The sequence below is a fragment of the Exiguobacterium sp. KKT215 genome, from assembly GCF_055635335.1.
This window is the reverse complement of sequence record NZ_CM145756.1, coordinates 984949-1010196: the sequence shown is the minus strand read 5'-3', so window position 1 is coordinate 1010196 and position 25248 is coordinate 984949. Positions and strand designations below refer to the sequence as shown.

Sequence of the window (25248 nt, the reverse complement as noted above, 5' to 3'; positions counted from 1 at the left end):
AAAAAACGCCACTCCACGAGTGACGTTCTTCGTTCAATTAGCGTGAAGCCCGGAGCGTCTCCATCGTCGATCGATCGAGTCGTTTGACGAGTGCCTTCAGGAGCGCTTTCGCCGCGTCGTAGTCGTCCGTATGCAAAATCGAGGCATGCGTGTGGATATAACGCGCCGCGACACCGATGACGGCCGTCGGCACCCCTTCCCCGCTCATGTGGATGCGACCCGCATCCGTGCCACCTGGCGAGACGAAATACTGGGTCTTAATGTTTTCATCAGATGCCGTATCGAGCAGGAAGTCACGCATCTCAGGAGACATGACCATGACTCGATCGAGGATACGAATGAGTGCCCCTTCCCCGAGCTGTCCGAACTCTGTCTTATTGCCTGATGCATCGTTGGCTGGTGATGCGTCGAGGACAAGCGCGACATCCGGACGAATCATTTCGGCTGCTGTTTGGGCACCACGGAGACCGACTTCTTCTTGTACGGTCGCCCCGGCGAACAAGATGTTCGGGTGATCGGCTTTTGTCGTCTCTTCGAGCAACTCGACGGCGAGCCCGACGCCGTAGCGGTTGTCCCATGCCTTGGCCATAATTTTTTTCGGATGTTTGAGCGGCGTGAACTCGCTCGTCGGCACAGCCGGTAGACCTGGACGTACGCCCCACGATTCGGCCTCTTCTTTCGTGTCGGCCCCGATATCGATAAACATTTGCTTCATGTCCATCGGCTTGTTCATCGCCTCCGGTCCAAGCAAGTGCGGCGGCGTCGATGCGACGACCCCTGGAATCAATCCATCCGCCGTCACGATGTCAAATCGTTGTGCCATGAGCACTTGGCTCCACCATCCGCCGAGCGGTTGTATGTACAGCATCCCGTTTTCTGTGATTCGGGTGACCATGAATGCGACTTCGTCCATATGACCGGCAACCATGATGCGTGGTCCCGCCTCATCGCCGACTCGTTTCCCAAAGATCGAGCCGATGCCATCCGTCATGACTTCATCGACGTGCGGTGTGATTCGGTCACGAACAAACCGGCGGACCTCTGATTCAAACCCGGGCGCGCCCGGAAGCTCTGTCAACGTCTTGAATAAGTCTCTCGTTTTTTGTTCCATTTCCATCCATCCCTTCAACCGTTCTTGTTTCATTATATACAGAACTTTTCGACAGATGCGAATGGTTTTCGTTCCAATGGGGTACAGGTTTTGGTACGATGTACATGATAGCCATAGTTCAAGGGGAGGTAGTCATATGAAGAAAAGATATTGGTTAGTTGGAATCGGGGTTGCCATCGCAGCCGCACTTATGACGAAAAAAGTGTTAGATGAACGAAGCTTATCGGCCGAGGATGCGCTTGAGTACACGAAGCGTGCATTTTCAGCCAAAGGTCACGTCCAAGGGGCATGGATCTCGGCATCACCTGAGATTTACACGTATGACGGACGCGAGTACGATGTCTTCAAAGGCGGCATCTCGGTTCTCGAGAACGACGAAGAGAAGACGTACCAATTCACAGTCGATTCAGAGACTGGCGCTCTACTTGAATATGCATGAGATGAGGTCGGCGAACATTTTCGCCGACTTTTTTTTGTTTAATTCACCCAAAAGAGTGGAAAATTGAATATGGTACTTTTCAAACTCAAAAAGGAGTGATCCCACGTGAAGAAACTGATCGGTGAAGCAAACGAGCTCGTGTCACAAATGGTCGAAGGTATGGTCCACGCCCACCCTGAACTGTACGGTCGTGTGGAAGGATTCAATGTCCTCTGTCGTGCCGACGGGGCCAAGTCCGGGAAAGTCGGACTCGTCTCAGGTGGAGGGAGCGGTCACGAACCAGCGCACGCCGGTTATGTAGGCGATGGGATGCTCGATGCCGCCGTATGCGGTGAAGTGTTCACGTCCCCGACACCGGACATGGTACTCGAAGGCATCAAAGCGGCCGATGGCGGCAACGGCGTATTGCTCGTCGTCAAAAACTACGCAGGTGACGTCATGAACTTCGAACTCGCCGCCGAGCTCGCGGACGCCGAAGGCATTAAAGTCGACCACGTCGTCGTCGCCGATGATGTCGCTATCACGAACAAAGAAGACCGTCGCGGTGTCGCCGGTACCGTGTTCGTCCACAAGATTGCCGGTGCAGCCGCAGCGAGCGGGAAGTCGCTCGATGAAGTGAAAGCGCTTGCAGAGAAAGTTGCGGCCAATGTCCGCTCAATGGGGATGGCCGTCGAACCTTGCTATATGCCAGTGAGCGGTAAACCTGGATTCGATTTGAACGAAGAAGAAATGGAAATTGGAATCGGGATTCACGGAGAACGCGGCGTCGAACGGAAACCGACGACGAACGTCGATGCGATTGTCGATGACTTGCTCGATCATTTGAAAAAAGAAGTCAGCCCCGGCGAAGTCGCCGTCATGGTCAACGGTATGGGCGGAACGCCTCTATCTGAACTGTACGTGACGTATCACTTCGTCGCGAAAAAATTGGAAGATGCCGGCTATTCATTGAAACGGAAATACGTCGGCAACTATATGACGTCACTCGAGATGCACGGCTTCTCGATCACACTCTTGCCGCTCGATGAAGAGTTGACGGGCTATCTCGATGCACCATCGGCGGCACTCGGTTTCAAACTCTAATCTACGAATGAGGTGTTCATGCAATGTTGACGATTGAAGGATTCAAGCAAGCATTACGGCACGCCCAATCAGAGATTGAGGCGAACAAGGATACATTGACCGATCTCGACCGCGCTATCGGCGACGGAGATCACGGCATCAATATGTCACGTGGCTTTGAAGCGGTTGTCGCTGTCCTCGATGATGACTACGCAACTCTCGGCGACTTGAGTAAGAAAGTCGGGATGACGCTCATGTCGAAAGTCGGTGGTGCAGCCGGTCCACTTTACGGTTCCGCCTTCGTCAAGGCAGCGCCTAAGTTTGGTGACGCGACCGAAGCCGATTTCAATCTCGTCAAAGAAGCGCTCGTCGAAGCAGCGACAGCAATCAAGGCGCGCGGGAAATCGGAAGTTGGCCAAAAGACGATGGTCGATGTGTGGGACCCGTTCTTGAGTGACTTGAACGAGTCCGACGACTTTGACGCGAAACTTGATCAACTCGTCGGTGCGACCGAGGATATGGTCGCCACGAAAGGACGGGCGTCTTATTTCGGTGAGAACTCTCGCGGCACCGTCGACCCTGGGGCACTCTCGAGTTCAATCGTCTTAAAAGCGATTATGAAGGAGGTTGAGTGATATCGTAGAGCTCATCATCGTATCCCATAGCGCCAAAATCGCTGAAGGGATTCAAGACTTGATGAAAGAGATGGCCCCATCCGTTCCGATTCATTTAGCGAGCGGGCTTGAAGACGGCAGCATCGGGACTGATGTGACCCGAATCCTTGAAGCCATTGAAGCCGTCGACAAAGAGGCACTCATCTTATCGGATATCGGTTCGGCCACGATGAACGCCGAACTGGCCGTCGATATGTATGAAGGCGAGAAGACCGTCCAGTTTTATGACGGCCCGATCGTCGAGAGCGCCTTCGTCGCTTCCGTCTCAGCCGGTAACGGCATGGACGTTGCTCAAATCGTCGAACAGTTAAAGATGGCATAAAAAAAGAGCCTCGCGGCTCTTTTTTTAACGTGGGTTATCGTTTTTCTCGTAAATCGGGTTCATGTATTCAGTCGTCGAGTAGAAACGTGGCACGACAACGAACAAGATGACAGCCGGAATCGCGATCAAAAGTAACAAGATCAAGACAGGCAACCAATAGACGATTTGTTGTCCGAGCATGTCGATATTTGCGTCTGCAAATTCAGTCGCGCCTTCGACTTCTGCAAGGTCAGCTGTTGCGAGGATTTTGTTGTCCGTCGCATCATAGTAATGGAACTCCGTCTTACGTGTGATGAAGATGCCGTCACGGACCGTATCAATTTCAACGACCGCCGCGATGACTTCGTTGCCATTCGAATGACGGAGCGTCTCTTCTTTTACGATTTCAGCCGTTCCTTCTTTGTAATCATAGTGCGTGGCCTTCAAATCCTCTTCAAGGGCGTCCAAGAACGCCTCATTTGCCGAGGTATTAAGTGGTGCGATTGTTAGAATGAAGATTAGTGCAAGCAGGCTTGCCCATGCTTTTTTCAACATCCCCATGTTCCCCCTTCTCTAATTCCAGTTTAGCGTCATTCCTATTGTACCAAGAAGAAAGAAAAAAGTGTGAAGAAAATGCTATTAAAATAAGAAAAAAGCGTGTCAAATTTTCGGGCGGAACGCGGCCTCCATCCGATAAATCGGTTGTCCCATGGCGCTGAAGCGCTCTTCGTACTCGGTACGGACGTTATCTGCCGGTTCGTTCGCGTGAAGATCAAGTGAAATATCTGTGAAGTACATGCCGTATTGACTCATGCTTTCGAGTGAATATTCGAACAGTCCGCGGTTATCCGTCTTGAAGTGAATCTCGCCTCCGCGTGGCAACACAGCCTCGTACGTGGCGAGGAATGTCTTATACGTCAAACGACGTTTCGCATGTCGGGTCTTCGGCCATGGATCTGAGAAGTTCAAATAGACGCGGTCGACTTCGCCGGCTTCGAAATAGTCGACGAGTTGCTTGGCATCCACAGTCAAGACGCGGACGTTCGGCATCGGCGTTTCGACGAGCTTTTGCACGATCGACACGGCGACGCTCTCGAACAACTCGATAGCGATGAAGTTGACGTCCGGGAACTGCTGGGCCATCCCTAAAATGAATTGCCCTTTCCCCGACCCGACTTCGATGAAGAGCGGATTGTCGTTCTTAAATTCTGATGTCCAGTTCCCTTTTAACGTTTCGGGATGAGTGATAAAGACGTGTTCTTGAGCTTCCATGTATTCTTTAGCCCAAGGCTTGTGACGTAAACGCATGTTTTTCCAACCTTTCGTTCAAGAAATGTTCAAGTTTCAGCTGACTAGCCGCTTCGCGCGAGCAGTCCCCTTGCGATTATACACGAAATCATTGTTTAATGAACATGAATCATCCTTCACAAGGAGGTTATATCGATGAGCACGTTAGATCAATTTCTTATTTTTTACGCGGCTCCGTTGACGTTCTTCGGCGCCGTCATCGCGACGTTCGTATGGGCGTATTTCATGAAACCTGATGATGTCTGATGCATATGGAAAGGGATGGCTCACACTCGTGATCCATCCCTTTTTTCATTGTGTCCGTTCCTCTGCTTCATCGAGCAATTCCCGGAGCACGGTCAATCCTTCTGCTCGGGCGATGCCGTTCTGTTCCCCATATAAGGTCAGAACCGTCTGGGCAATCGCATACCAGTGCATTCGATAGTGTAACTCGGAGGTGAAACGGATGCCGTAATGGCTGAACCACGTCTCCCAGTCCACCTCGTCGACGTAGCTGTAGACGACCATGGCCAAATCAAAGGCACGGTCGGCGATGATGGCGTCATCCCAGTCGGTCAAATATAACAGACCGGTCTCATCCTCAATCCAATTGTTATGGTTCAAGTCTGAATGGCAGACGACGAGTTCACGTTCGTCATCAATCGGCTGATGGACCGACAACCAACGGATTGCCTCATCAATCGTCACGTCCGCCTCGTCTTGCTCGTAAGCGGCACATTGCCGGAGCAACAGTGAGGACGTGACCGGTGTATGATTCAACTGCTGCAACATGAATAATAGCTCTTTCGAATGATGAATCTTCCCAAGCTGTGCCGCCACATCAGCCCGTTTCATATCGGCTGGCGAGAGCTCACGACCTTCGATGAACTGTTGGGCACTGAGGACGTCACCGTTAAACATCCGTTTCGTCCACAGCAATTTGGGGACGATGCCTTCGGCGGAAAGAATGGCTAAAAACGGGGACGAGTTTCGTTTGACAAAGATTTTTTGTTGGCGCGTCGTCGCTACGTACGCTTCGCCTGTAATCCCGCCTGCGGAAGCCACCGTCCACTCTTCACCGAGCGCACCGATTATATCTGAATACATATTCATCACGCTCAAATCTCATTAAGAATTACAAAGATACAATCACCATATTAACACGCGATAATCGTCATTGACAACGACTCGACTTGAATCTGGCTCGGATTTCGTTCAATCGGGACGAGGCTCGCCGTTTCCCCTTGTACGTAGACGTTCCAGTCCCCCTCCGCTTGGAATGTCACATCGTGGAACGTTCCGTTCAGATAGACGCGGACGCGCTGCCAGGCATCATAAGAATGGCTCGCCGTCAGCTCGTATGCAATCACGCCCGGGGGCGACGGGAGGAACTTGAACTGTTCGATGACTTTTTGCCGGGTATCGTAGCGGAAACACGTGTGACGGCGCCGTAACTTGAGTAGGGTCTTCACAAACTCGACCTCACTTTGCCGCTCGTCACGTAAGTCCCAATCGAAGTGATTGATTCGGTCCGGTGCATTATAGCTGTTCTCAACCCCTTGTTTTGTCCGACCAAACTCTTGGCCGGCGTGAAGGAACGGGACGCCTTGCGACGTGATGACGATGGCTGTGGCGAACCGTTGCATCCGCAACCGCATCGTCTCGTCCATATCTTCACACGACAAGAGCAATTTATCGTACGTCGTATAATTGTCATGTGCTTCGACGTAGTTGATCGTATACTGCGGGCTCGGGAAACGCCCGACGGTGACGTTCGGGATTTGGACCGCTCCGGTGAGGCATTCACGAAGCTCCCACTCCCGCCACTCGTTCCCGGAGACGAACCCGCGCTCCCGGTCATTGAACGTCGACCCTTTCAAGGCGTCCCGCATCATGTCATTGAAATGACCGATTCGGGGCATGAAGGCCGCGTTATGCGACGAGGCTTTCAATGACGGGCTGAGCGGTGTTGCCAAATCCCATCCTTCCCCGTAAATCAAAATCGAGCGATCGATTTTATCGAGTGCGGCCCGTATTTGATTCATCGTCTCGACGTCATGAATGCCCATCAAGTCGAACCGGAAACCGTCGACGTGATACGTCTCGGCAAAGTACGTCACACAATCGACAATCATCCTTCGCATCATATACCGTTCTGAGGCCGTGTCGTTTCCGACGCCGGTCCCGTTCGCGACCGTCCCGTCATGTTCATAACGGAAATAATAGTACGGGACGAGTGCTTCGAGCGACGATTGCTCACGGATGAAGATATGGTTCATGACGACATCGACGACGACGCGCATGTCATGGCGATGCAAGGCATCGACCATTTCGGCATACTCTAGAATGCGTGATAGCGGCTCGTCAGGTTTCGAGGCGTAACTGCCTTCCAACCCGAACCAATGGATTGGATCATAACCCCAGTTGTAGGGCATCCGGGTCGCTTCGTCGACGCTTCCAAAATCATGGACCGGCAATAACTGCAGGTGCGTGACCCCAAGTTCTTTCAAATAATCGAAACCGGCACTGTTCCCCGCCCGGGTTTCAAGCCCGGTCTCGACGATGCTGGCGTACAGCCCTTGCCGTCGACTCGTCGACGCAGGGTGGCTCGTGAAGTCACGGATATGCAGTTCATAGATGACGGCATCTGTCGCTTTGCGGAGAGGCGGGCGTTCTGCCGGCTCCACGTGCTCAGCGACGGCTGTCTCAACATCGATCAATACGCCAAATTCGCCATTTAGGCTGACGGCTTTGGCGTAAGGATCGACGACCTCGTTCGTTTCGACAGGTGTCTTGACGTACAGTCGATAAAAATAGCCTTCGTACAGTCTAGGAACATCGGCATGCCAGACGCCTCGACCGCTCCGAGACATGCGAAACCGTTCAATCTCACGATGCGTTTCGGGATCATGGATGACGAACCAAATCGAAAACGCGACGGGCGACCAGACATATGCCTCAATCGATTGCCCGGAAAATGAAAGGCCGAGCGGTCCGTCATAGGCATAGCGACGTTCAAACTCGTCCGTATGCACAATTTCGCGGGGCACGACGACAATCGTCTTATGTCCAGGGTGAAACACGGTATAGACCGCTTCGAGCGTAACCGGGCGCGTCAATTGGATATCTCGTTCAATCGTGCCCGCCTCTGTCGTCCATTCGTTGAGCAACACGTAATCGACCGGTCGACCGTTTTGTTCGATTTGTACCGGTACGGATTCATATTCGGCAATGACCTCGAGTCGAATCGTCTCGAATGAGAGCAAGGAAGCCCGTTCAATCGTCACATGAGACGTCGTTTGCTGATTTGGTGTGTGATGCATACGCGTTCCATCCTCTCCTACCTACTGGTCCAAAAATTGTCGAAACGGCATCTGGGCTGTCGCATCTAGTAGTTTCGCCACATCTCGAATTTGTTGGGCTTTGACGATCGGCGCCCTCGTGTTCACTTGTTTCATCCACGGTTCATAATCCGCGCGTGAGATGAACTGAGTCGACCGAATTTCAGGCACATGATCGAAATAGCCTTGTGGGGCCACCGTCACTTTTTGGATGACCCCGTCATAGGACGGAAGAAACTGTCGAACGATTTCTTCGGTGCGCGTCAACGCGATGAGCGGGTTGACTACACGTTTATTTTCCCCTTTGAGCGGTTGATGAATCCACGTCTTCTGCTTCGATATGTGATAGATGCTGCGGTCGCCGTCGAGCCATTCGACCAGGTAAATATGCGATGGTCCGATGATGAGATGGCTCAGTTCGACCGTCGCCCCGTTCCATTCGACGACCGGACGATACATGAAGAAGTGTTGGTCGTTCCATTCGGATACCATCTTGCGATATCCGTATTCTCGCAAAAACGGCAACAACGGGACGTCCGCCTCGGTCGCCCCTTCACAGGCGTACTGCAGTTTTTGGATATGACGGCGGTTCGTGAGCAACGTCTGGAACTGCGACTCCGAGAGCGGTGTCGGTTCGAGCTCGATGCGTTCCGTACGGCGCCAAAATTTCCACCACGGGTTCTCAAACTCCATGATTTCGGGAGGATTCAACCGATTGGAATCGTGAAGACGACGCATGCGAGCGACATCGGACTCGACATACTCTTGAAAGCGATTGAACTGGTCGAGCATGTTTCGTTCATATTTAGATGTTACGTCAAAAATTTTAATCGGGATCGCCATGTGTCCTCCTCTGACCGCTGTAACGGAAATACTTCGACTGCCTCATAGGCAGGGGTATGGTTTGGATTGATTCGATAAAGTACAACCGTTTCAATCGGCTCCTCGATGGTAAACGTCGGGGCGATGTACGGGATTCGTGTGCCTATGTCCCACTTCTTCGCGAGTGTGACGTGGGGGACGAACGGTTTACGGTCGAGTGCTGGAATCTCTTCGGATAACTTTCGTCGAAGCGTCCCGGTAAGCGCCGTCAAGTCCACGGACGGTTCCGGGACGATCGTCAAGACACGCGGACGATCCGGTCTACCGAAGTGGTCGATTTGCTGGAACGTCAGCGCGAACGGGGCCGTCGACGTTGTCACTTCACGTGTGAGTTCTTTCACTGCCTCGACTTCATCATCGTCCAATGAACCGAGAAACTGAAGTGTCAAATGAAATTCCTCCGGACGATACGTCCGACGATACGAATAAAACGGCAAGATGTCCCGCTGTACATGTTCGAACTTTTCGTCCTCGATGGGTAGCGCCAAAAAATAATGTGTCGACATGACCATCATCCTTTCACTCGAAAACGTCTCAGTCCAAAGAAGAGGACCGCTCCTACGATGCTGACCACCGTGTACATCCAAAATACACCGATGATGCTTTTATATTCAATGATAAATCCACTAAGTAAGTTGAAACCGGCCGTCGCTAGTCCTGACGTGATGGCCATATAGACGCCAATCGCCGTCGAGACGACGTTGCGACTGACAAGGCTGCGGACAAATTGAAGTGCGACCGGAATCAATAATCCGACGACCAGTCCTTGAACGATGGCAAGAATCCAAACGACCCAAATCGGGGGCTCAAGTGCTAACCAGCCGTTGCGAAGCGCCGAAATCAAGGCGGCTCCCGCCAGCACGTTGACCGTACCTAGACGTGAGACGATTTGGTAAGCCACTTTCATGAATGGAATTTCGCATAATACCGCGACAAGGAACAGTGTCCCGACGAGCGTCGTTGAGCCTCCGATGCTCGTCACATAAATTCCGAAGTAATAGTTATTCGCGTAAATCGGGCCGAAGACGAGCATTCCCCCAATCAAAAAGGCGATGAACGGCCCATTCCAGACGGCCGACCATTGGAACGGGGCCGTCGTGTGCACTTGCTTCGGTTCCTGTTCAGATACGCTCCGCACGAACAGCGTCCCGATTGTCAGCATGACCGCACTAAGTAAGAACGTACTCGCGAGGCCCCACGTCGTGTCCGAGATGCGACCCATGACGAACACCGCAATCGCAAACCCGGCCGACCCGAACAGCCGAATGGCCCCGTAGTCGATTTTGGCGCGTGACGTATACTCGAGAGTCATCATATCGACGAGCGGGATGTGTGCACATTGGAAGATGGACCAGGCGATCATCAATACAATAATCCATACGTAAGACGTCGCGAATAAGAACGTGAGCGATAAGGCGGCCGCCCCGAGCATTGCGATAATCAGCCAAGCCCGAACCCGTCCCGTCCGGTCGGCGAGCATGCCCCATAGCGGTTGGACACCGATTGAGAGGATCGGCATGATGGCGACGATTGTTCCGACCTGACCCGGAGACAAATCAAAACGTGACTGCGAGAAGAAAAGTGCCATGTAAGGAATGAGGGCTCCTTGGGCAAAGAAAATGGCGACGTAAATCGATTGAAACGATATTTTTTGTTGGTTCACAGTAAACTTCCTTCCTAACAGACAGAGAGCCGACCGAATCAGTCAGCTCTCACGGGTTATTATTTAGCGAGCTCATAAATCGCTTCCGCATAGATGGCGGCGGCGCGAAGTAAATCTTCAATTTCCATGTATTCATCGACTTGGTGGGCGACGTCTTTCGCTCCAGGGAACAGCGCCCCAAAAGCGACACCAGCCTCGAGCGAGCGCGCATACGTCCCTCCGCCGATGGCCATCAAGTGCGCTGACTCGCCGGTCTGACGCTCATAGACGCCTGCCAACGTTTTCACGAGCGGATGGTCTTCGGCCACATGGTGCGGCGGCATATGATGACGCGTCGACAGTTCGAACCCGAACGACAAGGCGATCTCTTTCAAGTTTTGCAACCGTTCCTCGAATTTCGCGGTGTATGGATAACGGATATTCACCGTCGCCGTCCGTTCGTCCCCTTGATAGCGGAACACGCCACCGTTAATCGTCAAATCACCCGTCTCATCACTCGCTTCGATACCGAGTGAAATCCCGCGTGAATCGGCGAACACGTGACGAATGAACTCGATGTAGCGCTCTCCTTGAATGTCGAGCGGGAGCGTCAACAAGAAGCCGGCGAGGACGTAGGCCGCGTTGACTCCGTTATCTGGTTCCATGGCGTGGGCGGCCACACCTTTCATCGTGAACGTATACGTCCCTTGGTCCCATGTGCACGTGCCGTCCGCTTCATATTTTTCGAGATACGCTTCAAACTTTTCTTCGAGAACGTCTTCTGTCTCGAGTACCGCTGTCGCAAAGTCCGGGACCATGTTCGGCCGTTCTCCGCTCACGAACGAGACCAAGTGATGTTTCGAGCCTGGCACCCGTTGAATTGGGAGCTGCTTCAAGACGCCATCGTATAGCCCCTTTTCAGCATTGATAATTGGAAAGTCAGCGTCCGGTGCGAAGCCATATGTCGGCATCGCCTCTTGTTTGAAGTATTCGCGGACACAACGCCATTCGCTCTCCTCGTCGCAACCTGCAATCAGGCGGACGCGTTTCGATAGCGGCAATCCAAGTTCCTTCACGATGCGCAGTCCGTAATAAGCAGCCATCGTCGGTCCTTTATCGTCATTGCTGCCACGGGCGAATATTTTCCCGTCGGCGATGGTAGGATTGAACGCCCCATACGTCCATCCCTCCCCAGCCGGCACCACGTCTAAGTGACAGAGGATGCCAACGATTTCTTCCCCTGACCCGTATTCTAAATGCCCCGCGTATCCGGCGACGTCTTTCGTAGCGAACCCGTCTCGCTCTCCGAGTGCAAACATGTAATCGAGAGCTCGGCGGACTTCAGGTCCAAACGGTTCGTTCGGGCCGGTCTTCGTCTCATCAAGCACGCTTGGGATTTGCAATAACCCTGTTAAATCTTCTAAAAATGCGTCTTTTCGTGCGTCGACTTCTTGTCTCCAATTCATATGGATCTCCCCTTTGCGAATGTTCTCTCCCTTATTAGTATATCCAAATGTTAGAAAGACGAACATTCATTTCGAAAATATTTTTTCGTTCGTCTTTTAGCCTTTTGTCTACGTCTTTACATATCCTTCATTCGATATTTACGTTCATAATCGTTTCTTTACATTTCGATTGTTCGTTCTTTTCCCTTGCAATTCTATGCAGGAGCGGTATACTAAAGGTGTAATTTTAGAAAATAACAATTTCATATTTCATTTGTCGTCCGTAGGTTTTGTCTTTCATCATTCTACGCATTGGGAGGTTATCCAATGAAAGGTTCAACAGATCGTATGCTAACCCGCATCAAGTCCATTTATTTGTTCATTAACGAAAGGGAATGCGTCACCACTTCTGAACTAGTAGAGGAGTTCGGGATCACATCACGCACCGTACAGCGTGATTTGAACGTGCTTGAATACAACAATCTGGTTGAAAGTCCGAGTCGCGGAACGTGGACATCATCAAAACGTTCGCTCAAGACGGCAAATTAAATAACAAGTTACGAGGGATTCCGGCAACGGGTCCCTTTTTTTTGCGCCCAAAAAGGCACGTGTCGGCTGACACGTGCCTTCATTTCATGTGAAGAACAAGTCGACTTCCTCTTCGCTCAACTCCCGATACGCCCCGGGTTCGAGCGTCGGGTCGAGCTCGAGTGCGCCGATTTGGACCCGTTCGAGCTGCTCGACGTGTTTCCCGACCGCGGCAATCATCCGTTTTACTTGATGATACTTCCCTTCCGAGAGCGTCAGACGGACCGTCGAACGACGTCCGGATTTGCTGATGAGCTCAAGTCGGGCCGGTTTCGTCGTATAGCCGTCCTCAAGCTCGACACCCTCGGCGAAGTGACGGACATCGTCTGTCGTCATCTCCCCGTCAACTTCGGCGACATACACTTTGTCGACATGCTTACGCGGTGACATGAGCGCATGATTGAACGCCCCATCGTTTGTGAGAAGCAACAGACCGGTCGTGTCCTTGTCGAGACGTCCGACCGGGAACAACTCGTAATGGGCGTAGGACGGGTCAATCAAATCGACGACCGTCGATTCGACCTTATCCTCGGTCGCACTGATGACACCTGCCGGCTTGTTCATCATCAAGTAGACGAACGGTTTGTACTCGACGACCTCGCCTTGCACGGTCACCCGTTCCGTTTCAAGGTTGACTTGACGTTTCGCGTCTTTGACAGGTTGGTCATCGACACGGACAACCCCTTGTTTCAGTAAAATCTTGACGTCTTTGCGCGAACCGTATCCCATGTTCGCCAATAATTTATCAATTCGCATTAAGCTTTCCTCCGATACTGGAATCGTTTCCCTAATAGTTTTCCGGCCAAGTGGCTTCTCCAACCGAGATAGCCGTATACGACGAGACCGATTCCGAAACCGACGATCGTGGCAACGATATCATTGCCCCAACTCGGTTCATTCCGGAGCGTGACGAACAGCGAACCATACACGGCGATAAACATCGCGCCACCCATGGCAAACATGAGCATCGTCCGACGCAACAGTTGCTTATACGGAAACTGGAGCGCCCGTTGGATTTTCCAAACCATGAGGATAATCGCGACGATATAACCGGCGATCGTCGCATAACCAGCGCCGATCCCGCCGAGTGCATACACGAAAGGTACGTTGAGCACAGCTTTCGTGATGAGACCCATCGCCGTCGCGAAGATGGTGAAATATTGACGGTTGATCCCTTGCAGGATGGCCGCCGCCACCGAGTAATAAGCGAGGAAGAACGCACTCGGTGCGTAGTGGAGCAGGTAGACCCACCCTTCGCGGTCACCTGGGAACAACGTCCCGAACAACGGCTCCGCGAGCGCGACCAATCCGATGACGGCCGGGATGGTGACAAAGAACGATACTTGGAAAATATGGTTCACTTGATTGCGAACTTTGTTCATATCGCCGTGCGTGAACGATTTTGTCACGAGCGGGATGGTCGCCATCGACACACTCGCCGCAATCGATACCGGAATCAACACGATTTTATGGGCGTTCCCCGTCAAGAATCCGAACGCGGACGTCGCTTCGGCGACCGACTTCCCAGAGTTGAGCAACGCATTGACCATCGTCAACTGGTCGACGAACTGATAGAGCGGCGTCGACAGACCGACCATGACGATTGGAATCGAATAGCTGAGCAACTCGAGCAATAGTGATTTCATCGAACGGACCGGTGTGCCGGCCGGATTATCGGTTTGACGATGGATGTCTTTCCGTTTGCGCCAGTACATGGCGAGCACGACGATACTCCCAATCGCACCGATAAAGGCGCTGAACGTCGCAATCGTGACGGCGAGCACTTTCAAACCGTTCAACTCGGTCGTCGCCACGGCAGCGGTGCCACCGAGCGAGTCAGCGAGCGGACGAATGAGTGCCGAGTCCGAGAAGACGAACAAGACGAGCATCGTCCCACTGAGGAGGAACATGATGCGGACGATCTGTTCGATGACCTGGGAGATGGCCGTCGGGGCCATGTCCTGATGTCCTTGGAAATAGCCGCGCACCATACTCATCGCTGGGATGAGCAGGAGAGCGAAACTGACGCTACGCGTGACGAGCGTCAACGAGTCGATATATTGCTGATTGTTCTCCGAGTTGCGGACCATGAGTTCCGATAACCACGGTGCTGAGAAGAACAGTAATAAAAAAGCGACGACTCCGGTCACGAGCATCAGCTTCATCCCTTGGCGGAACAAGCGCTGACTCGTGCCATATTCGCCGAGCGCATTATACTTGGCGATGAATTTCGATACGGCCACGGGAATCCCCGCCGTCGAAATGGCGATCATGAGCGCATAATAGGTGTACGCCGCCTGATAGAGCGTGACACCGGCAATCCCGACCATCGCTTGGAACGGGAACGTATAGAGCAGTCCGAGTGCACGTGAAATCAAATTTCCGGCTGACAGCAGCAGCGTGCCTTTGACGAAGGACTCTCGTCCTGAATCTTGTTTGACGCTTGATGACATGAGATACCTCCATCTATTGTTTCACAACTAATGTACCTAATTTTACAAAACGACCGTTTCTCATTATACTCTTACTGTTGCAGATAATAAAGTTACGAATTTGATTTGAAAGAGAAACGAGGGATACCATGAGGAAAGATGTAATCGTCATCGGAGGAGGCCCAAGCGGTCTGATGGCGACCTATGCCGCCGCTAAAGCCGGAGCGAACACGCTCCTAATTGATAAAGGTTCGAAGCTCGGACGCAAGCTCGCCATTTCTGGCGGAGGACGCTGTAACGTGACGAACCGCAAGCCCGTCGACGAGTTGATTCAATTCATCCCGGGGAACGGACGCTTCTTATATAGCGCCCTCGCCCAGTTCGACAACCAGTCGATTATCGACTTGTTCACCGGGTTCGGCATCCCTTTAAAAGAGGAAGATAATGGCCGGATGTTCCCGGTGACGGATAAAGCGCAAGACGTCGTCAACACGCTCCTCAGGGCCATCGACCAACTCGGTGTCGAGATTCGCAAAAATGCGAAAGTGAAGACGCTCCATTTTAATGAAGCAAATGAGTTCGAAGCGGTCGAACTCGAGGACGGCGAGCGGATTGAGGCCGGCGCTTGCGTCATCGCCGTCGGTGGACAATCTGTCCCTCACACCGGCTCGACCGGGGACGGCTATCCATGGGCCGAGAAAGCCGGCCATACGATCACCGAGCTGTTCCCGACTGAAGTACCGATTTTGTTGAACGATGCGTTCATCGGCACGAAACAGCTGCAGGGGCTGTCACTCCGTGATGTCGCCCTCACCGTACACGGCAAGAAAGGCAAGCCGATTAAGACACACCGCGGCGACATGATTTTCACGCATTTCGGGATTTCGGGTCCGATTGCCCTCCGGTGCAGTCAATATACGATTAAAGAACGCAAACGTAGCAAAGAGCGCGTCGTCGCCCTCTCGCTCGACTTGTTCCCGGACATGGCACGTGACGAGCTGTATCAAGAGCTTTGGAACCAAGTGCAAGACCAACCGAAGCGGGCCGTCAAGAACGTCTGGAAAGGGTTCATCCCAGAACGGATGCTCGACTTGTTGTTGGCCGACCTCGCGTTCGGCGAAGAGGACGCGAGCCAACTGAAGAAACAATCGGTCATCGATTTCGCGACCCGATTGAAGACGTTCGAGTTGCACGCCACCGGAACGCTCGATTTCGATAAAGCGTTCGTCACGGGCGGCGGCGTTTCCGTCAAAGAAATCGCCCCACAAACGATGATGTCGAAGAAAGCAGACGGCTTGTTCTTCGCCGGCGAAGTGCTCGATATTCACGGCTATACGGGTGGTTATAACATCACGGCCGCCTTCACGACCGGACACTGTGCCGGTTCACACGCGGCACAGTTCGCGGAACAGACGACCGTATAAACAAAGAGAGTCGATCGCACGTGCGATCGGCTCTCTTTTTAGTGTCACTGTTTTGCTTCAAGTTGACGTCTTACTTCCGCCTCGAGCTCTGGCTCGGGTGGCAACCAGCCTTCCGGCTTCATGACTTTATTGTCTGACGCACGGAGAATCGGCTTACCGTCTGGTCCGAGCTTCGCCATATTGGCACGCTGCACGATTTCAAACAACGGAACCGGGTCGAGCCCGAGTTCGACGAAACTGCCCATCACGAAATAGAGGGCGTCCGTAAGCGCATCACCTTGTCCAACGAGACGCGCGACGTCGTCCGTCGGCGGTGCGTCTTGGAGCGATTTTTGAACCGCCTGTTCGAATCCTTGTTGGAACGTGGCGACGGCAGCGAGGAACTCTTCTTCATTCCGTGCCGATTGATGTAAAAATTCGACGACAGCTTCTTCTGCCGTCCAGACCGAACGTTTGACAGCACGGTCTAAGCTAAGCGGTTGCGGTGCACTCGCCTCCGGGTGTCCGAACGTCTCGTGGAACTGGCGAACCTCTTCATAAAAGTAACGTTTGCTCATCTCATTCTCTCCTATCAGTCGACCGAGACGAAATCGTCAAGGTCGAACACATCTGGTCGCACGATGGCGAATATCTCATTGTCTTGCAGGAACATGCCGGTCGAGCCGTAGACGCGGGGTGTCACCATCTGCCCGTTCATCGTCCCTTCGTCCGGGTTGACCGTATAGAGGACGAGTTCTTCCGAATCAAGGACGTAAATGCGCCCTTGGCGTTCGACGAGGCCGACACCGCGGAAGTTCTCGAACTTCTGTTGAATCGAGGCGCTCATTCCTTCGGTCGTGAGCGGTTTTCTCGACTCGACAGCCCATTCCGTCTTCGGTTCCGGTGCTGCTTCAGCATCTGCTTCATCTGTCGTCGATGTCGAATCGTCGTCTGAATCGGTTTCCGACGATGTATCCGTTTCCGCCCCACTGTCGTCGACCGTCTCTTCCTCGAGCGTCCGCTCTTGGACGTACAACAGTTCTACATCCGGCGTGTCCTCCAAACGGCTCATGATAATCAATCGTTTCGTCTCTTCATCGTAACCGAGGCCGAACAACCGATCTGTCGAGGCGATTCCTTTAATCAATTTGCGTCGTTGTTCCGTCCAACGGCCTTCTACCCGCTCGATTGTCACGAGAACCCCGTTCGCCGTGACGGCATATATCTTTTCCTCGGAAATCATGCGCATGCCGATGAACTCGCCGAACCGATAGGGTTGCCCTTCGTTCTCCAATATGAGCGACGCATTCACGCGATTGGCGTTCCCGCTCACTTCGAAGAACTCTTTATTTTTCGTCAAGACGAGATACGATCCGATCGTGTCACTATAGTACACTTCATCAATCTCTTGAATCTGTTCGAGGGCATCGGTCGTATCGATGTCCTCCTCGTCCGGCGAGGCCTCGACGGGAGGTACCGAAGTCGATTGATGGCTCGTTTGAATATCGATTTTCTCAAACGTCGAGGCGATTTGGCTTTGGATGTCCTCGTCCGAAAAGACGAACACATAGCATAAAATCACTCCGACGACGACGGCAAATAGCGTCGTATATAGTACGTATGAACGTTTCATGGACGTTTCGTCCCCTTTATATGCAGTATCGCCCTTTAGTGTAACAAACCCGACCCGAAAAGAAAACGACATGACGAAAAAGAAAGGAACGTGTGACAATGTCACACATTCCTTTGCTTATCCAACGACGATATTGACGAGTTTTCCTGGAACGACGATCACTTTGCGGACCGTCTTTCCTTCCGTGAACTCTTGAACGCGTTCGTTCGCAAGCGCATCGGCCTCGAGCGCTTCTTTCGAAGCGTCGCGGGCCACGTGCATCTTCGCACGAAGCTTCCCGTTCACTTGGATGACGACTTCAATCGTGTCGCTGACGAGTTTCGACTCATCGAACGTCGGCCATGCCGCGTACGTCAAGTCTTCTGTCATGCCGAGACGTTCCCATAACTCTTCGGCCAAGTGTGGCGCGACTGGGGACAGCATCTTGATGAAGTTGACCATCTCTTGTTTTGGAAGCGTGTCTTGTTTGTACGCCTCGTTGATGAAGACCATGAGTTGCGAGATTGCCGTGTTGAAACGGAGCGCCTCGTAGTCTTCTGTCACTTTCTTCACCGTCTGATGGTACGTCCGTTCGAAGTCGGCCGTCGGAGCGCCGTCCGTGAGCTCCGTCTGGTCGAACAAGCGCCAGACGCGGTCAAGGAAGCGACGAGCGCCGTCAAGGCCGTTCGTCGACCAAGCGATGGCTGCGTCGAGCGGTCCCATGAACATCTCGTAAAGGCGAAGCGTGTCAGCACCGTGCGATTTGATAATATCGTCCGGGTTGACGACGTTCCCTTTTGACTTCGACATCTTTTCGTTGTTCTCACCGAGAATCATCCCTTGGTTATAGAGCTTTTGGAATGGCTCGTTCGTTGGAACGATGCCGATATCATAGAGCACTTTATGCCAGAAGCGAGCGTAGAGCAAGTGTAGGACCGCGTGCTCCGTACCACCGATATATAAGTCGACCGGAAGCCAACGCTTCAACTTCTCTGGATCCGCAATCATGTCTTCATTGTGCGGATCGATGAAGCGAATGTAGTACCAGCAGCTACCGGCCCATTGCGGCATCGTGTTCGTCTCGCGACGCCCCTTCTCACCGGTCACAGGATCCGTGTACGTCAACCACTCGTCGGCGTTCGCAAGCGGTGATTCTCCCGTACCCGACGGCTTGATTTCATCGATAATCGGGAGTTCGAGCGGAAGCTCTTCAATCGCAACGGTCTTGAGCGTACCGTCTTCCATATGAATGATTGGAATCGGCTCGCCCCAATAGCGTTGACGGCTGAACAACCAATCGCGGAGACGATACGTCGTCTTCGCACGGCCAGTGCCGGCGAGTTCGAGTTCTTCGATGATTTTGGCGATCGCGTCGGCTTTATTGAGGCCGTCCAAGCTGCCTGAGTTGACGTGGACGCCGTCCTCGACGTAAGCCGCCTCATCCAAGTTGCCGCCTGTGACGACTTCACGGATCGGAAGGTCGAACGTCTTCGCGAACTCATAGTCGCGCTCATCATGTCCAGGTACGGCCATGACCGCGCCCGTGCCGTATGTCGACAACACGTAGTCAGCGATCCAAATCGGAAGCTTCTCCCCGTTGACCGGGTTGATGGCGTAAGCGCCGGTAAATACACCCGTCTTCTCCTTGGCGAGATCCGTCCGTTCGAGGTCTGTCTTTTTCGAGACTTCTTCGACGTACGCTTCGATGGCGACGACTTGTTCCGGTGTCGCGATTGCTTTCACAAACGGGTGCTCCGGTGCGAGCGTGACGTATGTCGCGCCGTAAAGTGTGTCCGGACGTGTTGTGAACACCGTCACGACTTTATCGTGACCGTCGACTTTGAAATCGACTTCGGCCCCGACCGACTTGCCGATCCAGTTGCGTTGCATCTCTTTGACGCTGTCTGGCCAGTCAAGCCCTTCTAAATCATCGAGCAACCGCTCGGCGTATTCTGTGATACGAAGCACCCACTGCTTCATCGGCACACGGTAAACCGGGTGGCTTCCCCGCTCCGACAATCCGTCGATGACTTCTTCGTTGGCGAGTACCGTCCCGAGGGCCGGGCACCAGTTGACGGCGACTTCGTCGACGTAGGCGAGTCCGCGGTCATGGAGTTGTGTGAAGATCCATTGCGTCCACTTGTAGTATTTCGGGTCGGTCGTGCTGATTTCACGATCCCAATCGTATGAGAAACCGAGCTCTTTCAATTGGCGGCGGAATGTGCCGATGTTGCGCTCTGTGAACTCGCGCGGGTCGTTCCCTGTGTCGAGGGCATATTGCTCGGCCGGAAGACCGAACGCGTCCCAACCCATTGGATGGAGGACGTTGAAGCCTTGCATCCGTTTCATGCGGGCGATGATGTCCGTCGCCGTGTAACCTTCCGGGTGACCGACGTGAAGTCCGGCTCCTGATGGATAAGGGAACATGTCAAGGACGTAGAAACACTCCTTGTCCGGGTCTTCTGTCGTCCGGAATGCATCTTTCTCGTCCCAACGCTTTTGCCATTTCGGCTCGATGTCTTGATGTTTAAAATAGTCCAACATTCATCCTCCTCTGCATAATAAAAAGCCTTCCGCCCCGGTAATGGGACGAAAGGCTTGAAAGCTTTCCGCGGTACCACCCATGTTGCATTTCTGCCACTTGAGACGCCGGTAACGAGGCGTAACTCCGGTTCACCCTACTGTTCGTTCAGGCGAACTGCTCCAAGGCGAGTTCTCGCGGTCCATATACCGGTTCACACCACCCACCGGCTCTCTACAAATACAGACGTCACGATACTATTCCTCTTCTACGCATGTGTATGATCTCACTCGTTCATTTTAGCCCAATCTGTTTTAGAGCGTCAACTTGATTTTTCAGGTACTCGGATGTCCTTCATGAAAATGAAGAACGCGAGCGCGATGGCCGTGAGCAAGAATAGCATTGTAAAGACGGCACCGATGCCGAATACGTCATAGACGAGACCCGACACGGTCGGACCGATCATCCGACCGACCGAGGCCGCGATATTGACGAGTCCTTGGAACTGACCTGCTTTCCCCGGCGGTGCGAGTTTCGCGGCAATCGTCGGAACGGCCGGCCAAATGAACATCTCCCCGATCGTCATGACGATCATCGCGACCATGAACATCGTGAAGCCCCCCGCGAACGGGACGACCGCGAAGGCAGCGAGGAAAATGACGGCGCCGACGATGAGTTGCTTCTTCAAATCATCTTCAAAGTAACGAAGCGCCCGGTTGAGGAGCGGTTGAGCGAACACGATCAAGGCTCCGTTCACCGTCCAAAGGAGTGAATACTGGCTGATTGTCACGCCAAGGTCTTTCGAATGGACGGCGATTGTCCCTTGCCACTGCACGTAAACGAACCAAAGGGCCGCGTAGCCGATGGCGACGAACCACATCGATTTCATCGTCGCACTCGATAACGTCGTCGCCGCAGCCTCAAGCTGCGACTGGACGACCGGACGTGCCGGGTCTTTCAAATAACGGAGCCCGAATAAGAGGACGACGACGAATAAGACCGATAAGAAGAAGTTGGCGTAGAAAATCAACTCGATATCGATGCGCGCAATCTGTCCGCTCATCGCTGTCCCGAGGGCGACCCCGACGTTTTGAGCGACGTAAATCGCGTTGAACGAACGGCGTCCACCTTCCGGCCAAATCAAGCCGGCAAAGGCGTATACCGTCGGGAAGACGAGACCGCCGGAGAACCCGATTAAGCCGAGCCAGCCCAAGTAGCCGAGGAACGTGGCATGGAACAACAAGAACCCGAGCGAGCTCACGAGCAATAGGCCGACCGAGAGGATGAGCGTCCGCTTCCCGCCGATCCGGTCAAACAGCGTCCCCCCGATATAGTTCCCGGCAATGGCGAGCGCCGAGTTAACGAGCAACGCCATCCCTGCGAGCGTCATTGACTCGCCTAAATATCCATTTATATAGAGTGTGTTAAATGGCCATAAAAAAGACGCCGCCGTCGTATTGAGCGCCATCGCGATGACCAAAATCCATACCGAAATCGGCATTTTGTTGTTCATACCAGTTACTCCTTTCCTACCCGTTAAACGATAAAAATTCGGCACGACGGCCGAATCAAAAATAAGTCCTCCTCCAAGCTAACGGAACGCCTCATAACTGTCAAGAAAAATTACTTATTATGAAATAACGGTGACTTATCTTTGTGATAGCATGAGCAAAGAAGGAGAGGATATTCATGCAAAACCCGTTTGGCGAAGCCAAATATCACAAATTAAATGAAGCATATCGCCGCGAGTTCGGCGGAAAAGTGTTCAAAGTACCGCTCGACGGCGGCTTCACTTGTCCGAACCGGGACGGGCTCGTCTCGAAGGGCGGGTGTACGTTCTGCTCGGATGACGGAAGTGGCGACTTCGCAGGCAATGCCTGTGATCCGATTTCGGTCCAATTCGCCGAAGTGAAGGCGCGGCTGCACCGAAAATGGAAACACGCCCGTTACATTGCCTACTTCCAAGCGTTCAGCAACACGTATGCCCCCGTCGCCCGGCTCCGGGAATTGTTTGAGCCCGCCCTCGCGGAGGACGGTGTCGTCGGTCTATCGATTGCGACCCGACCGGACTGTCTGCCAGACGACGTCGTCGACTATCTCGCCGAGTTGAATGAACGGACATCTCTCACGGTCGAACTCGGCCTGCAGACGATTCACGATGCGACGGCGAGGAAAATCAATCGTGGTCACGACTACAAGACGTTCTTGGAAGGACTCGACAAACTCCGGCGACGCCAAATCAGCGTCGTTGTCCATATCATCAACGGCCTGCCGGGCGAGACGACGGAGATGATGCTCGACACGGCGCGAGAAGTTGCTAAAATGGACGTACAAGGAATCAAGATCCATTTGCTCCACGTCTTGAAGCAGACCCCGCTCGCCAGACAATACGAAAAAGGACTGCTCGAGCTCATGGACGAGACGACTTACGTCTCGCTCGTCTGTGATCAATTGGAAGTATTACCGCCCGAGATGGTCATCCATCGTCTGACCGGTGACGGTCCACCCGATCTGTTGATCGGTCCGACGTGGAGCCGGCACAAGATGGCCGTCCTAAACGCCATCGATGCCGAATTAATGCGTCGTGATTCTTTCCAAGGAAAAAAGAAGGATGAGAGCCATGGGATTAATGAGAGTTTTACCGTTCGCGAAATACCTACTTCGTGAACATGTGACGCCAGGTGCCGTCGCCATCGATATGACGGCCGGCAACGGGCACGACACATTGTTTTTAGCCGAACTCGTCGAAGCGACGGGACATGTCTATGCGTTCGACGTTCAAGCCGCGGCGGTCGAGGCAACACGGACTCGTATCGAGGAAGCAACATTGACGGACCGTGTCACCGTCATTCATGATAGCCACGACACGGTCCGGGACATCGTGGCAGACGAGACACGCCCAATCACAGCGGCCGTGTTCAATCTCGGCTATTTACCGGGAAGCGACAAGTCGGTCACGACGACCGGCAATACGACCATCGACGCCCTCGAGCAACTGCTCGATGTCATGGCCGTCGGCGGCGTCATCGTCGTCGTCATCTATCACGGCCATGAGAGCGGCAAAGTCGAGCGCGACGAAGTGCTAGCCTATGTCGAATCAATCGATCAAAAACGGGCCGGCGTCCTCCGTTACGGCTTCATCAATCAAATCAATCATCCCCCGTTCATCGTGGCGATTGAAAAACGAGCATAAAAAAACAGGCGACTCATGCGAGTCGCCTGATTTCATTCTCGAATCAATTCATAAAACGTGATGAGCGTCTCCGCGAACTTCGTATTCAATCGTTCATAGCCGAAGTGCGGGAACCCTTCGAGCCGACGAATATACACTTGGTCGCCGCCGATTTTCCGGCAGACGTTGAGTGTCAATTTCACATCGGCGAAGCGATCGTCCGGTGCGTAGAAACAAGCGAGCGGCAGACGCGGCAGATGTTTCTTCTCTTCTTGATGCTCGACGATTTCCTCTTCGATTTCACGGTATTGACCGTACGTGATCTCCCCGAAGCGCGACGACTCTTCCCCGCCACCCATGAACGTCATCATGCCGAGCGGAAGGTCAGGACGGAAACGGTCGACCGCACTGGCCACGACTTGTTTCAGTCCGCCGATTTGGCGGGACGGATGCCAGTCGAACAGCGGTGAGATGTACGTCAGACTGCCGAGCGGCACGTCATATTCCTGGAGCAAGCGGTTCGTCAACAACGCCCCGAGACTGAACGCGATGACGTGAATCGGCAGCTTGTACTGACTCGCCTCACGTAACGTGTTCTTGATTAACAATTTATGGTCTTCCGCCGTCAAACCGACCGTCTGGCCGGTCACGACGAGGACTTCATACTCGTCCCGCAACCGTCCTAAAAACGCCTCACTCAAACGCGACGTGAACTGGAGCGGATACACGATCACGATGACCCCTTTTCGTGATTCTTCTTCATAAGCCATGCTGTCACCTCATTTTGTTATCACATATCTTTATACTAACAAAAAACATCAGCCGAGACTGATGTTTGGTTGAAAATCCGTCTAGGGTCTTAGCGCGGGTCGTACCGTAAATGAATCAGTTCCATCGGTTGATCGTATACTTCTTCTTGGATTCGATTCAGTTCGATGAACGCCTCATGACTCAAAAAAGCGATGGCTTGCTCGTTCGAGCTTTCGACGTACAGCTCGATCGGTTGGACTTTCCGTTCCCGTAGATGCGACAACAGTGCCGTCCCTAGGCCTTGGCGGTGATGAGCCGGATGAAGATAGAGACGGAGTACTTCCCATGTGTCCCCGCGGTCGATGGCGTGATAGAAGCCGATGACGTCGCCTTCGGCCTCACCGACAATGAACAACTGCTCTTTCGCTTCCTCGCTTGAACTGATGGCGCGGACGATCTCTTCTTGTTGATAGGCGCGTTCCATTACTTTCGAACGAACCTCGTCTCGTTCACTGACCGTCGCGAGCGCAATGTCGCGGATGGTGGCGGCATCTTCTGGCACGGCTTCTCGAATCTTCATAACGGC

Annotated in this window: 26 protein-coding genes and 1 other annotated feature; of the genes, 9 read left to right on the top strand and 17 right to left on the bottom strand. The window is 53.1% G+C overall.

Annotated features, from left to right (window positions below):
* Window positions 1–37: 37 nt before the first annotated feature.
* Window positions 38–1111: a M42 family metallopeptidase gene (locus ACZ2GZ_RS05285; protein ID WP_029595159.1), complete on the bottom strand. Its 1074-nt coding sequence runs from the start codon at window positions 1109–1111 to the stop codon at window positions 38–40.
* A 136-nt stretch (window positions 1112–1247) separates the two neighbouring features.
* On the opposite strand from ACZ2GZ_RS05285, the gene ACZ2GZ_RS05280 reads away from it, so the two are divergent.
* The 4 genes from ACZ2GZ_RS05280 (at window position 1248) to dhaM (ending at window position 3608) form a co-directional block, all read left to right on the top strand.
* Entirely contained in the window at window positions 1248–1550 is a 303-nt protein-coding gene (locus tag ACZ2GZ_RS05280) for a PepSY domain-containing protein (protein ID WP_021065576.1), read from the top strand.
* A gap of 105 nt (window positions 1551–1655) precedes the next feature.
* Window positions 1656–2633: a dihydroxyacetone kinase subunit DhaK gene (gene dhaK, locus ACZ2GZ_RS05275; protein WP_029595158.1), complete on the top strand. Its 978-nt coding sequence runs from the start codon at window positions 1656–1658 to the stop codon at window positions 2631–2633.
* A 23-nt stretch (window positions 2634–2656) separates the two neighbouring features.
* Window positions 2657–3247: a dihydroxyacetone kinase subunit DhaL gene (dhaL, locus tag ACZ2GZ_RS05270; RefSeq protein ID WP_021065574.1), complete on the top strand. Its 591-nt coding sequence runs from the start codon at window positions 2657–2659 to the stop codon at window positions 3245–3247.
* The gene (gene dhaM, locus ACZ2GZ_RS05265; RefSeq protein WP_021065573.1) at window positions 3240–3608 is read left to right on the top strand and encodes a dihydroxyacetone kinase phosphoryl donor subunit DhaM; all 369 of its coding nucleotides are present in this window, start codon (window positions 3240–3242) and stop codon (window positions 3606–3608) included. The genes dhaL and dhaM overlap by 8 nt, the downstream gene beginning before the upstream one ends.
* 24 nt (window positions 3609–3632) lie before the next feature.
* Here dhaM and ACZ2GZ_RS05260 read toward each other — a convergent pair whose 3' ends face one another.
* Window positions 3633–4142: a hypothetical protein gene (locus ACZ2GZ_RS05260; RefSeq protein WP_021065572.1), complete on the bottom strand. Its 510-nt coding sequence runs from the start codon at window positions 4140–4142 to the stop codon at window positions 3633–3635.
* Window positions 4143–4247: 105 nt separating this feature from the next.
* The gene (gene trmB, locus ACZ2GZ_RS05255) at window positions 4248–4895 is read right to left on the bottom strand and encodes a tRNA (guanosine(46)-N7)-methyltransferase TrmB (RefSeq protein ID WP_029595154.1); all 648 of its coding nucleotides are present in this window, start codon (window positions 4893–4895) and stop codon (window positions 4248–4250) included.
* A 135-nt stretch (window positions 4896–5030) separates the two neighbouring features.
* Between trmB and cydS the strand changes: the two genes are divergently transcribed.
* Window positions 5031–5141: a cytochrome bd oxidase small subunit CydS family protein gene (gene cydS, locus ACZ2GZ_RS05250; RefSeq protein WP_021065570.1), complete on the top strand. Its 111-nt coding sequence runs from the start codon at window positions 5031–5033 to the stop codon at window positions 5139–5141.
* Between the two features lie 45 nt (window positions 5142–5186).
* Here cydS and ACZ2GZ_RS05245 read toward each other — a convergent pair whose 3' ends face one another.
* Genes ACZ2GZ_RS05245 through pepV form a run of 6 tightly spaced genes read right to left on the bottom strand, consistent with a single transcriptional unit; the run spans window position 5187 to window position 12205 of the window.
* Window positions 5187–5981 carry a phosphotransferase family protein gene (locus ACZ2GZ_RS05245; protein WP_029595153.1) on the bottom strand — a complete coding sequence of 265 codons (795 nt, stop codon included), beginning with the start codon at window positions 5979–5981 and terminating at the stop codon, window positions 5187–5189.
* Between the two features lie 50 nt (window positions 5982–6031).
* Entirely contained in the window at window positions 6032–8197 is a 2166-nt protein-coding gene (gene pulA, locus ACZ2GZ_RS05240) for a type I pullulanase (protein ID WP_214714558.1), read from the bottom strand.
* A gap of 21 nt (window positions 8198–8218) precedes the next feature.
* Window positions 8219–9058, bottom strand: a complete 840-nt coding sequence (locus ACZ2GZ_RS05235) for an NERD domain-containing protein (RefSeq protein WP_058764022.1) — start codon at window positions 9056–9058, stop codon at window positions 8219–8221.
* On the bottom strand, window positions 9028–9603 hold the full coding sequence (gene thpR, locus ACZ2GZ_RS05230; protein WP_214714556.1) for an RNA 2',3'-cyclic phosphodiesterase: 576 nt from the start codon (window positions 9601–9603) through the stop codon (window positions 9028–9030). Before thpR ends, ACZ2GZ_RS05235 begins: the two co-directional genes overlap by 31 nt.
* Window positions 9604–9608: 5 nt before the next feature.
* Entirely contained in the window at window positions 9609–10760 is a 1152-nt protein-coding gene (locus tag ACZ2GZ_RS05225) for an MFS transporter (protein ID WP_214714554.1), read from the bottom strand.
* A 59-nt stretch (window positions 10761–10819) separates the two neighbouring features.
* Window positions 10820–12205 carry a dipeptidase PepV gene (gene pepV / locus ACZ2GZ_RS05220; protein ID WP_021065564.1) on the bottom strand — a complete coding sequence of 462 codons (1386 nt, stop codon included), beginning with the start codon at window positions 12203–12205 and terminating at the stop codon, window positions 10820–10822.
* A 306-nt stretch (window positions 12206–12511) separates the two neighbouring features.
* On the opposite strand from pepV, the gene ACZ2GZ_RS05215 reads away from it, so the two are divergent.
* On the top strand, window positions 12512–12733 hold the full coding sequence (locus ACZ2GZ_RS05215; protein WP_081637897.1) for a DeoR family transcriptional regulator: 222 nt from the start codon (window positions 12512–12514) through the stop codon (window positions 12731–12733).
* Between the two features lie 84 nt (window positions 12734–12817).
* Here the strand turns inward: ACZ2GZ_RS05215 and ACZ2GZ_RS05210 are convergent, their stop codons facing one another.
* Both ACZ2GZ_RS05210 and ACZ2GZ_RS05205 read right to left on the bottom strand, forming a co-directional pair.
* Window positions 12818–13528, bottom strand: coding sequence for a pseudouridine synthase (locus ACZ2GZ_RS05210; protein ID WP_131471312.1), 711 nt, complete (start codon window positions 13526–13528; stop codon window positions 12818–12820).
* Window positions 13528–15225, bottom strand: a complete 1698-nt coding sequence (locus ACZ2GZ_RS05205) for a putative polysaccharide biosynthesis protein (protein ID WP_470295577.1) — start codon at window positions 15223–15225, stop codon at window positions 13528–13530. Before ACZ2GZ_RS05205 ends, ACZ2GZ_RS05210 begins: the two co-directional genes overlap by 1 nt.
* Before the next feature lie 128 nt (window positions 15226–15353).
* Between ACZ2GZ_RS05205 and ACZ2GZ_RS05200 the strand changes: the two genes are divergently transcribed.
* Complete coding sequence (locus ACZ2GZ_RS05200; protein WP_214714550.1) at window positions 15354–16628, top strand: BaiN/RdsA family NAD(P)/FAD-dependent oxidoreductase; 1275 nt, start codon at window positions 15354–15356, stop codon at window positions 16626–16628.
* Window positions 16629–16672: 44 nt separating this feature from the next.
* On the opposite strand, the gene ACZ2GZ_RS05195 is transcribed toward ACZ2GZ_RS05200, so the two are convergent.
* The 4 genes from ACZ2GZ_RS05195 to ACZ2GZ_RS05180 form a co-directional block, all read right to left on the bottom strand.
* The gene (locus ACZ2GZ_RS05195) at window positions 16673–17185 is read right to left on the bottom strand and encodes a pyrophosphohydrolase domain-containing protein (RefSeq protein WP_214714548.1); all 513 of its coding nucleotides are present in this window, start codon (window positions 17183–17185) and stop codon (window positions 16673–16675) included.
* 14 nt (window positions 17186–17199) lie between these two features.
* Window positions 17200–18240 carry a hypothetical protein gene (locus ACZ2GZ_RS05190; RefSeq protein ID WP_214714546.1) on the bottom strand — a complete coding sequence of 347 codons (1041 nt, stop codon included), beginning with the start codon at window positions 18238–18240 and terminating at the stop codon, window positions 17200–17202.
* A 117-nt stretch (window positions 18241–18357) separates the two neighbouring features.
* Window positions 18358–20763: a leucine--tRNA ligase gene (leuS, locus tag ACZ2GZ_RS05185; RefSeq protein ID WP_029595145.1), complete on the bottom strand. Its 2406-nt coding sequence runs from the start codon at window positions 20761–20763 to the stop codon at window positions 18358–18360.
* A gap of 38 nt (window positions 20764–20801) precedes the next feature.
* Window positions 20802–21020: a binding site (T-box leader), on the bottom strand.
* Window positions 21021–21062: 42 nt separating this feature from the next.
* Complete coding sequence (locus ACZ2GZ_RS05180; RefSeq protein WP_051627705.1) at window positions 21063–22253, bottom strand: MDR family MFS transporter; 1191 nt, start codon at window positions 22251–22253, stop codon at window positions 21063–21065.
* 176 nt (window positions 22254–22429) lie between these two features.
* Here ACZ2GZ_RS05180 and mnmL point away from each other — a divergent pair, with 176 nt between their 5' ends.
* Window positions 22430–23407, top strand: coding sequence for a tRNA modification radical SAM protein MnmL/YtqA (gene mnmL / locus ACZ2GZ_RS05175; protein ID WP_029595143.1), 978 nt, complete (start codon window positions 22430–22432; stop codon window positions 23405–23407).
* Complete coding sequence (gene mnmM, locus ACZ2GZ_RS05170) at window positions 23361–23933, top strand: tRNA 5-(aminomethyl)-2-thiouridylate-methyltransferase MnmM (protein ID WP_214714544.1); 573 nt, start codon at window positions 23361–23363, stop codon at window positions 23931–23933. The genes mnmL and mnmM overlap by 47 nt, the downstream gene beginning before the upstream one ends.
* A gap of 32 nt (window positions 23934–23965) precedes the next feature.
* Here the strand turns inward: mnmM and ACZ2GZ_RS05165 are convergent, their stop codons facing one another.
* Window positions 23966–24682: an alpha/beta fold hydrolase gene (locus ACZ2GZ_RS05165; protein ID WP_021065554.1), complete on the bottom strand. Its 717-nt coding sequence runs from the start codon at window positions 24680–24682 to the stop codon at window positions 23966–23968.
* Window positions 24683–24771: 89 nt separating this feature from the next.
* The gene (locus ACZ2GZ_RS05160) at window positions 24772–25242 is read right to left on the bottom strand and encodes a GNAT family N-acetyltransferase (RefSeq protein ID WP_029595141.1); all 471 of its coding nucleotides are present in this window, start codon (window positions 25240–25242) and stop codon (window positions 24772–24774) included.
* Window positions 25243–25248: the final 6 nt, after the last annotated feature.

What these genes read in the sequence shown, in the direction of transcription:
- ACZ2GZ_RS05195 (WP_214714548.1), bottom strand. Translation starts at nt 17,185, where the DNA reads ATGAGCAAACGTTACTTTTATGAAGAGGTTCGCCAGTTCCACGAGACG.
- ACZ2GZ_RS05235 (WP_058764022.1), bottom strand. Translation starts at nt 9,058, where the DNA reads ATGGCGATCCCGATTAAAATTTTTGACGTAACATCTAAATATGAACGA.
- leuS (WP_029595145.1), bottom strand. Translation starts at nt 20,763, where the DNA reads ATGTTGGACTATTTTAAACATCAAGACATCGAGCCGAAATGGCAAAAG.
- ACZ2GZ_RS05205 (WP_470295577.1), bottom strand. Translation starts at nt 15,225, where the DNA reads ATGTCATCAAGCGTCAAACAAGATTCAGGACGAGAGTCCTTCGTCAAA.
- ACZ2GZ_RS05210 (WP_131471312.1), bottom strand. Translation starts at nt 13,528, where the DNA reads ATGCGAATTGATAAATTATTGGCGAACATGGGATACGGTTCGCGCAAA.
- pulA (WP_214714558.1), bottom strand. Translation starts at nt 8,197, where the DNA reads ATGCATCACACACCAAATCAGCAAACGACGTCTCATGTGACGATTGAA.
- thpR (WP_214714556.1), bottom strand. Translation starts at nt 9,603, where the DNA reads ATGTCGACACATTATTTTTTGGCGCTACCCATCGAGGACGAAAAGTTC.
- pepV (WP_021065564.1), bottom strand. Translation starts at nt 12,205, where the DNA reads ATGAATTGGAGACAAGAAGTCGACGCACGAAAAGACGCATTTTTAGAA.
- ACZ2GZ_RS05180 (WP_051627705.1), bottom strand. Translation starts at nt 22,253, where the DNA reads ATGAACAACAAAATGCCGATTTCGGTATGGATTTTGGTCATCGCGATG.
- ACZ2GZ_RS05215 (WP_081637897.1), top strand. Translation starts at nt 12,512, where the DNA reads ATGAAAGGTTCAACAGATCGTATGCTAACCCGCATCAAGTCCATTTAT.
- ACZ2GZ_RS05280 (WP_021065576.1), top strand. Translation starts at nt 1,248, where the DNA reads ATGAAGAAAAGATATTGGTTAGTTGGAATCGGGGTTGCCATCGCAGCC.
- ACZ2GZ_RS05260 (WP_021065572.1), bottom strand. Translation starts at nt 4,142, where the DNA reads ATGTTGAAAAAAGCATGGGCAAGCCTGCTTGCACTAATCTTCATTCTA.
- ACZ2GZ_RS05160 (WP_029595141.1), bottom strand. Translation starts at nt 25,242, where the DNA reads ATGAAGATTCGAGAAGCCGTGCCAGAAGATGCCGCCACCATCCGCGAC.
- ACZ2GZ_RS05190 (WP_214714546.1), bottom strand. Translation starts at nt 18,240, where the DNA reads ATGAAACGTTCATACGTACTATATACGACGCTATTTGCCGTCGTCGTC.
- trmB (WP_029595154.1), bottom strand. Translation starts at nt 4,895, where the DNA reads ATGCGTTTACGTCACAAGCCTTGGGCTAAAGAATACATGGAAGCTCAA.
- mnmL (WP_029595143.1), top strand. Translation starts at nt 22,430, where the DNA reads ATGCAAAACCCGTTTGGCGAAGCCAAATATCACAAATTAAATGAAGCA.
- ACZ2GZ_RS05245 (WP_029595153.1), bottom strand. Translation starts at nt 5,981, where the DNA reads ATGTATTCAGATATAATCGGTGCGCTCGGTGAAGAGTGGACGGTGGCT.
- ACZ2GZ_RS05285 (WP_029595159.1), bottom strand. Translation starts at nt 1,111, where the DNA reads ATGGAACAAAAAACGAGAGACTTATTCAAGACGTTGACAGAGCTTCCG.
- mnmM (WP_214714544.1), top strand. Translation starts at nt 23,361, where the DNA reads ATGGGATTAATGAGAGTTTTACCGTTCGCGAAATACCTACTTCGTGAA.
- dhaL (WP_021065574.1), top strand. Translation starts at nt 2,657, where the DNA reads ATGTTGACGATTGAAGGATTCAAGCAAGCATTACGGCACGCCCAATCA.
- cydS (WP_021065570.1), top strand. Translation starts at nt 5,031, where the DNA reads ATGAGCACGTTAGATCAATTTCTTATTTTTTACGCGGCTCCGTTGACG.
- ACZ2GZ_RS05200 (WP_214714550.1), top strand. Translation starts at nt 15,354, where the DNA reads ATGAGGAAAGATGTAATCGTCATCGGAGGAGGCCCAAGCGGTCTGATG.
- ACZ2GZ_RS05165 (WP_021065554.1), bottom strand. Translation starts at nt 24,682, where the DNA reads ATGGCTTATGAAGAAGAATCACGAAAAGGGGTCATCGTGATCGTGTAT.